The organism is Pseudomonas sp. EMN2 (assembly GCF_009650555.1).
Lineage (GTDB): Bacteria > Pseudomonadota > Gammaproteobacteria > Pseudomonadales > Pseudomonadaceae > Aquipseudomonas > Aquipseudomonas sichuanensis.
Genome location: NZ_VZZR01000007.1, coordinates 44,889 through 50,888, shown reverse-complemented (window position 1 = coordinate 50,888; position 6,000 = coordinate 44,889). Strand labels below are relative to the sequence as shown.

Below are 6,000 nucleotides of genomic sequence, written 5' to 3'. Positions count from 1 at the left end.
GGTGGGCGCCACCTGGTTCTTCATGAACAAGGGCGCATCCGCTCCGGCGCCGGACCCGGCCCTGGCCAACGTCAAGCCGGCGGCGATCTACGAGCCGCTGGCACCGGCCTTCGTGGTCAACTTCAACCAGAATGGCCGCCAGCGCTACATGCAGGTGAGCATCACCATGCAGGGCCGCAGCCAGGCCGACCTGGACGCGCTCAAGGTGCACATGCCGGTGATCCGCAACAACCTGGTCATGATGTTCTCCGGGCAGGGCTTCGACACCCTCGCCAGCAGCCCGGTAGGGCAGGAGATGCTGCGCCAGAAAGCCACCGCGGTGGTTCAGGAAGTGGCGCAGAAAGAAGTCGGCAGGCCGGTCGTCGACCAGCTGTTGTTCACCAATTTCGTATTGCAGTAGGAGCACATAGATGGCCGTGCAGGACCTGCTGTCCCAGGATGAAATCGACGCCCTGCTGCATGGGGTGGACGATGGTCTGGTACAAACCGAAAGTGCCGGCGAGCCCGGCAGCATCAAGAGCTACGACCTGACCAGTCAGGACCGTATCGTCCGGGGGCGCATGCCGACCCTGGAAATGATCAACGAGCGTTTCGCCCGCTATACCCGCATCAGCATGTTCAACCTGCTGCGTCGCTCCGCCGACGTGGCGGTGGGTGGCGTGCAGGTGATGAAGTTCGGCGAGTACGTGCATTCGCTGTACGTGCCCACCAGCCTCAACCTGGTCAAGATCAAGCCGTTGCGCGGTACCGCGCTGTTCATCCTCGACGCCAAGCTGGTGTTCAAGCTGGTGGACAATTTCTTCGGCGGCGACGGCCGCCACGCCAAGATCGAGGGCCGTGAGTTCACCCCCACCGAGCTGCGCGTGGTGCGCATGGTGCTGGACCAGTGCTTCATCGACCTCAAGGAAGCCTGGCAGGCGATCATGCCGGTCAACTTCGAGTACATCAACTCCGAGGTCAACCCGGCCATGGCCAACATCGTCGGCCCCAGCGAGGCGGTGGTGGTATCGACCTTCCACATCGAACTGGACGGCGGTGGCGGCGACCTGCACGTGACCATGCCGTACTCGATGATCGAGCCGGTGCGCGAGATGCTCGACGCCGGTTTCCAGTCCGACCTGGACGACCAGGACGAACGCTGGGTCAAGGCCCTGCGCGAGGACGTACTGGACGTGGCCGTGCCGGTGTCGGCCACCGTTGCCCGGCGCCAGCTCAAGCTGCGCGACATCCTGCACATGCAGCCTGGCGATGTGATTCCGGTGGAGCTGCCCGAGCATCTGGTGTTGCGCGCCAATGGCGTGCCAGCGTTCAAGGCGCGGTTGGGTTCGCACAAGGGCACCCTGTCGCTGCAGATCATCGACCCGATCGAGCGCCGCTGACGGCGGGCCGGTCGCTTTAAACGTATTGAAAGGTTGTCGAGGAAATCATGGCTAACGAAAACGAGATCAACTCCCCAGAGGAACAGGCGCTGGCCGATGAGTGGGCTGCAGCGCTCGAGGAAACCGGCGATGCCGGCCAGGCGGACATCGATGCACTGCTCGGTGGCGACAGCGGCGCCAGCAACCGCCTGCCGATGGAAGAGTTCGCCAGCTCTCCCAAGCCTAACGAGCATGTCAGCCTCGAAGGCCCGAACCTGGACGTGATCCTGGACATTCCGGTGAGCATCTCCATGGAAGTGGGCAGCACCGAGATCAACATCCGCAACCTGCTGCAGCTCAACCAGGGTTCGGTGATCGAGCTCGACCGCCTGGCTGGCGAGCCGCTGGACGTGCTGGTCAACGGCACCCTGATCGCCCACGGCGAGGTGGTGGTGGTTAACGAGAAGTTCGGCATCCGCCTGACCGACGTGATCAGCCCCAGCGAACGTATCAAGAAGCTGCGCTGAGTGAAGCGCATGGTGCGGGCCGTTTCGGCCCTGGCGGCGCTGCTGGCCAGTGAAGCGGTGATTGCCGTCGGCGAAACGGCTGCGGCGCCCACAGCTGTACCGGGTGGCCTGGGGGCGCAATTGGCGCAGATGGTCTTCGGCCTGCTGCTGGTGGTGGGGCTGATCTTCTTCCTGGCCTGGCTGCTGCGGCGCATGCAAGGCAGCGCGCAGCGCGGCGCCCAGGTGATCGAGATCGTCGGCAGCCGCGCCATCGGCCCGCGCGACCGGTTGCTGCTGGTGCAGGTCGGCAAGGAGCAGATTCTTATCGGCCATACGCCGGGCAGTATCGAAGCCCTGCATGTCATGGCCGAGCCTGTCGAGGTGCCCGCAGCGGCACGCCAGGCCACGCCGGAGTTCGCCCAGCGGCTGCTCGAGCTGATGGGCAAGGATCAGAAGGACAAGAAGTGATGATGGGCGCCCTGCGCATGCTGTTCACCCTGGCGCTGCTGCTGGCTGCGCCATTGGCCCTGGCCGCCGACCCTTTGTCGATACCGGCCATTACCCTGTCCAGCGGGGCGGACGGGCAGCAGGAGTACTCGGTCAGCCTGCAGATCCTGCTGATCATGACGGCGCTGAGCTTCATTCCGGCGTTCGTCATCCTGATGACCAGCTTCACCCGCATCATCATTGTCTTCTCCATCCTGCGTCAGGCGCTGGGCCTGCAGCAGACCCCGTCCAACCAGGTGCTCACCGGCATGGCGCTGTTCCTGACCATGTTCATCATGGCGCCGGTGTTCGACCGGGTGAACAAGGACGCCCTGCAGCCGTACCTGGCCGAGCAGATGACTGCCCAGCAGGCGATCGACAAGGCCCAGGGGCCGCTGAAGGACTTCATGCTGGCGCAAACCCGGCAAAGCGACCTCGACCTGTTCATGCGCCTGTCCAAGCGCACCGATATTGCCGGCCCCGACCAGGTGCCGCTGACCATCCTGGTCCCGGCCTTCGTCACCTCGGAGCTCAAGACCGCGTTCCAGATCGGTTTCATGATTTTCATCCCGTTCCTGATCATCGACATGGTGGTCGCCAGTGTGCTGATGGCCATGGGTATGATGATGCTGTCGCCACTGATCATTTCGTTGCCGTTCAAGATCATGCTGTTCGTGCTGGTCGATGGCTGGGCGCTGATCATGGGTACCCTGGCCGGCAGTTTCGGCGGTGTCTGACACCCAAATGGAGAGCCTGACATGACGCCAGAAGTCGCAGTCGACCTGTTTCGTGACGCGTTGTGGCTGACCACGCTGATGGTGGCGGTGCTGGTGGTGCCGAGCCTGCTGGTCGGCCTGGTGGTGGCGATGTTCCAGGCTGCCACCCAGATCAACGAACAGACCCTGAGCTTCCTGCCACGCCTGCTGGTGATGCTGATCACGCTGATCGTCGCCGGGCCTTGGCTGGTGCAGAAATTCATGGAATACATCACCGGGCTGTACACCAACATCCCGCACCTGATCGGTTGACGCCGCCATGCTGGAGTTGACCAACGCGCAGATCGGTACCTGGGTCGCCACGTTCATCCTACCGCTGTTCAGGGTGACGGCGGTGCTGATGACCATGCCGATCTTCGGCACCAAGATGCTGCCGGCCCGGGTTCGCCTTTACGCGGCCGTGGCCATCACCGTGGTGATCGTGCCGGCCCTGCCGCCCATCCCCGAGTTTGAACCGCTGAGCCTGCGCGGCCTGCTGCTGTGCGCCGAGCAGGTCATCGTCGGGGCGTTGTTCGGTTTCTCGTTGCAGCTGTTGTTTCAGGCCTTCGTGATTGCCGGGCAGATCGTCGCGGTGCAGATGGGCATGGCCTTCGCCTCGATGGTCGACCCGGCCAACGGCGTCAACGTCACGGTGATCAGCCAATTCCTGACCATGCTGGTGAGTGTGCTGTTCCTGTTGATGAACGGGCATCTGGTGGTGTTCGAGGTGCTGACCGAGAGTTTCACCACGCTGCCGGTGGGCAGCGCCCTGGTGGTCAATCACTTTTGGGAGATGGCCGGGCGCCTGAGCTGGGTGATGGGCGCCGCACTGCTGCTGATCCTGCCGGCGATCGCCGCGTTGCTGGTGGTCAACATCGCCTTCGGCGTGATGACCCGTGCCGCGCCCCAGCTGAACATCTTCTCCATCGGTTTCCCGCTCACCCTGGTGCTGGGCATGGGGATCTTCTGGGTCGGCCTGGCCGACATTCTTTCCCACTACCAGGCACTGGCCAGCGAAGCGCTGCAGTGGCTGCGTGAACTGGCACGGGCGCGCTGAGCATGGCCGAAAGCGAGAGCGGGCAGGACAAGACAGAGGAACCCACCGAGAAGCGCAAAAAAGACGCGCGGGAAAAAGGTGAGATCGCCCGTTCCAAGGAGCTGAACACGGTTGCCGTGACCCTGGGGGGCGCGGGCGGTGTGCTGGCCTTCGGCGGCTATCTGGCGGAAACCCTGATGAGCCTGATGCGCATGAACTTCAGCCTGACCCGCGAAGTGATCGTGGATGAGCGCAGCATGGGGGCGTTCCTGCTGGCATCGGGCAAGATGGCCATCTGGTCGGTGCAGCCGATCCTGATCCTGCTGTTCGTCATTTCCTTCGTCGCACCCATCGCCCTGGGCGGGTTCCTGTTCTCCGGCAGCCTGATGCAGCCCAAATTCAGCCGCCTGAACCCGCTGTCGGGGATCAAGCGCATGTTCTCGATGAATTCGCTGACCGAGCTGCTCAAGGCCCTTGCCAAATTCATCATGATCCTGGTGGTGGCGCTGGTGGTGCTGGTCAGTGACCGTGAGGCGCTGTTGGCCATCGGCAAGATGCCGATGGAGCTGGCGATCATCCAGGCGCTCCAGGTGGTCGGTTGGAGTGCCTTGTGGATGGCTGCGGGGTTGCTGCTGATCGCTGGGCTCGACGTGCCGTTCCAGCTTTGGCAGTCGCACAAGAAGCTGAAGATGACCAAGCAGGAAGTGACCGACGAGTACAAGAACTCCGAGGGCAAGCCCGAGGTCAAGCAGCGCATACGCCAGCTGCAGCGCGAGATGTCGCAGCGGCGCATGATGGCGGCGGTGCCCGATGCCGACGTGATCATCACCAACCCGACCCACTATGCCGTGGCCTTGCAGTACGACCCGGAAAAAGGCAGTTCGGCGCCGCTGCTGCTGGCCAAGGGCACGGACTTCATGGCCTTGAAGATTCGCGAGATCGGCGTCGAACACAAGGTGCAGATCCTCGAGTCGCCGGCCCTGGCGCGGGCGATCTACTACTCCACGGAAATCGAGCAGGAAATCCCCGCCGGGTTGTACATGGCGGTGGCGCAGGTGCTGGCGTACGTGTTCCAGATCCGCCAGTACCGCGCCGGCCGGGGCAAGCCGCCGGAGCCGTTGAAGAAGGACCTGCCCATCCCCGACGACCTGCGGCGCGACAGCTGAGCCGGGCGCTCGCGGCTCAGAGCTCGCTGACGAAGGTCCCGGTGCCGTCGAGGATGTTGCGCAGGGTCAGCGCCACTTCGTCCAGGTCGGTGCCGGCGGAGGTCAGGATGATCTCCAGCGCCTCATCGCCCTTCAGCGCGTCACGGTCGCCTGCGGCCACCTCGATCAGCAGCCGCGATTCACTCAAGGTCACCTTCAGCCCATCCAGGGTCGACGGCTCGTCATCCAGGGTCAGGTCGACCGTATCCTCGTCCGGGTAGCGGGTCAGCAGGAACATCTGGCCCTTGTCGCTGTGGCAGCACAGGGTCGCCATGTTGTCTTCCTCGTCGTCACAAGGGGTGGCGAAGAGCAGGGCGGTTTTCAATTGCATGGGCAGCTCGGGTCGGTAGTCAAAGGCGCAAGCTTCAGCCTCAGGGTTCGGCAGGTCAAGCGTTGCGGCCCAATTCTCGGATTTTGCCGATTGCGGCGCGAAGCTTGCAGCCCGAGGCTTGCTGCCGGTCATTGACCGAATATGTCGCAGCGCTGCAAGCCGGAGTGACCGTTCAGTCGTTAAGCTCCCCAGTCGATGGGTTCCCGTAAAGGCACAGCCACCGGGCAGTCGCTTTTGCAGGTACCCAACGCTTCCGTCTTGCCACGGGTTGGCTATGGTTGATCCGTACAAGGCGCACGCACGCGACGCTTCACCTATAAAAG

The 6,000-nt window shown here is 63.4% G+C and carries 9 protein-coding genes; 8 read left to right on the top strand and 1 reads right to left on the bottom strand.

The genetic code is table 11. The features are described from left to right. The 8 genes from F6X61_RS01745 to flhB form a co-directional block, all read left to right on the top strand. Positions 1 to 400: flagellar basal body-associated protein FliL (locus tag F6X61_RS01745; protein ID WP_153785107.1), on the top strand; the 400-nt coding region annotated here is incomplete at its 5' end. Positions 401 to 410: 10 nt separating this feature from the next. Further along, positions 411 to 1,379, top strand: a complete 969-nt coding sequence (fliM, locus tag F6X61_RS01740) for a flagellar motor switch protein FliM (protein WP_110991849.1) — start codon at positions 411 to 413, stop codon at positions 1,377 to 1,379. Between the two features lie 47 nt (positions 1,380 to 1,426). Continuing rightward, positions 1,427 to 1,885, top strand: coding sequence for a flagellar motor switch protein FliN (gene fliN, locus F6X61_RS01735; RefSeq protein WP_125464967.1), 459 nt, complete (start codon positions 1,427 to 1,429; stop codon positions 1,883 to 1,885). Between the two features lie 9 nt (positions 1,886 to 1,894). Continuing rightward, positions 1,895 to 2,332 (top strand): flagellar biosynthetic protein FliO, encoded by a 438-nt coding sequence (gene fliO / locus F6X61_RS01730; RefSeq protein WP_371923645.1) that lies wholly within the window; start codon positions 1,895 to 1,897, stop codon positions 2,330 to 2,332. 2 nt (positions 2,333 to 2,334) lie between these two features. Then, the gene (gene fliP / locus F6X61_RS01725) at positions 2,335 to 3,087 is read left to right on the top strand and encodes a flagellar type III secretion system pore protein FliP (protein ID WP_110991958.1); all 753 of its coding nucleotides are present in this window, start codon (positions 2,335 to 2,337) and stop codon (positions 3,085 to 3,087) included. Positions 3,088 to 3,108: 21 nt separating this feature from the next. Then, positions 3,109 to 3,378, top strand: a complete 270-nt coding sequence (fliQ, locus tag F6X61_RS01720; RefSeq protein ID WP_110991846.1) for a flagellar biosynthesis protein FliQ — start codon at positions 3,109 to 3,111, stop codon at positions 3,376 to 3,378. 7 nt (positions 3,379 to 3,385) lie between these two features. Further along, positions 3,386 to 4,162 (top strand): flagellar biosynthetic protein FliR, encoded by a 777-nt coding sequence (gene fliR, locus F6X61_RS01715; protein WP_110991845.1) that lies wholly within the window; start codon positions 3,386 to 3,388, stop codon positions 4,160 to 4,162. A gap of 2 nt (positions 4,163 to 4,164) precedes the next feature. Next, a complete protein-coding gene (gene flhB / locus F6X61_RS01710; RefSeq protein ID WP_153785105.1) occupies positions 4,165 to 5,307 on the top strand; it encodes a flagellar biosynthesis protein FlhB in 1,143 nt (380 codons plus the stop codon). Between the two features lie 16 nt (positions 5,308 to 5,323). On the opposite strand, the gene F6X61_RS01705 is transcribed toward flhB, so the two are convergent. Continuing rightward, positions 5,324 to 5,677, bottom strand: a complete 354-nt coding sequence (locus tag F6X61_RS01705) for a hypothetical protein (RefSeq protein WP_153785104.1) — start codon at positions 5,675 to 5,677, stop codon at positions 5,324 to 5,326. Positions 5,678 to 6,000 lie beyond the last annotated feature (323 nt).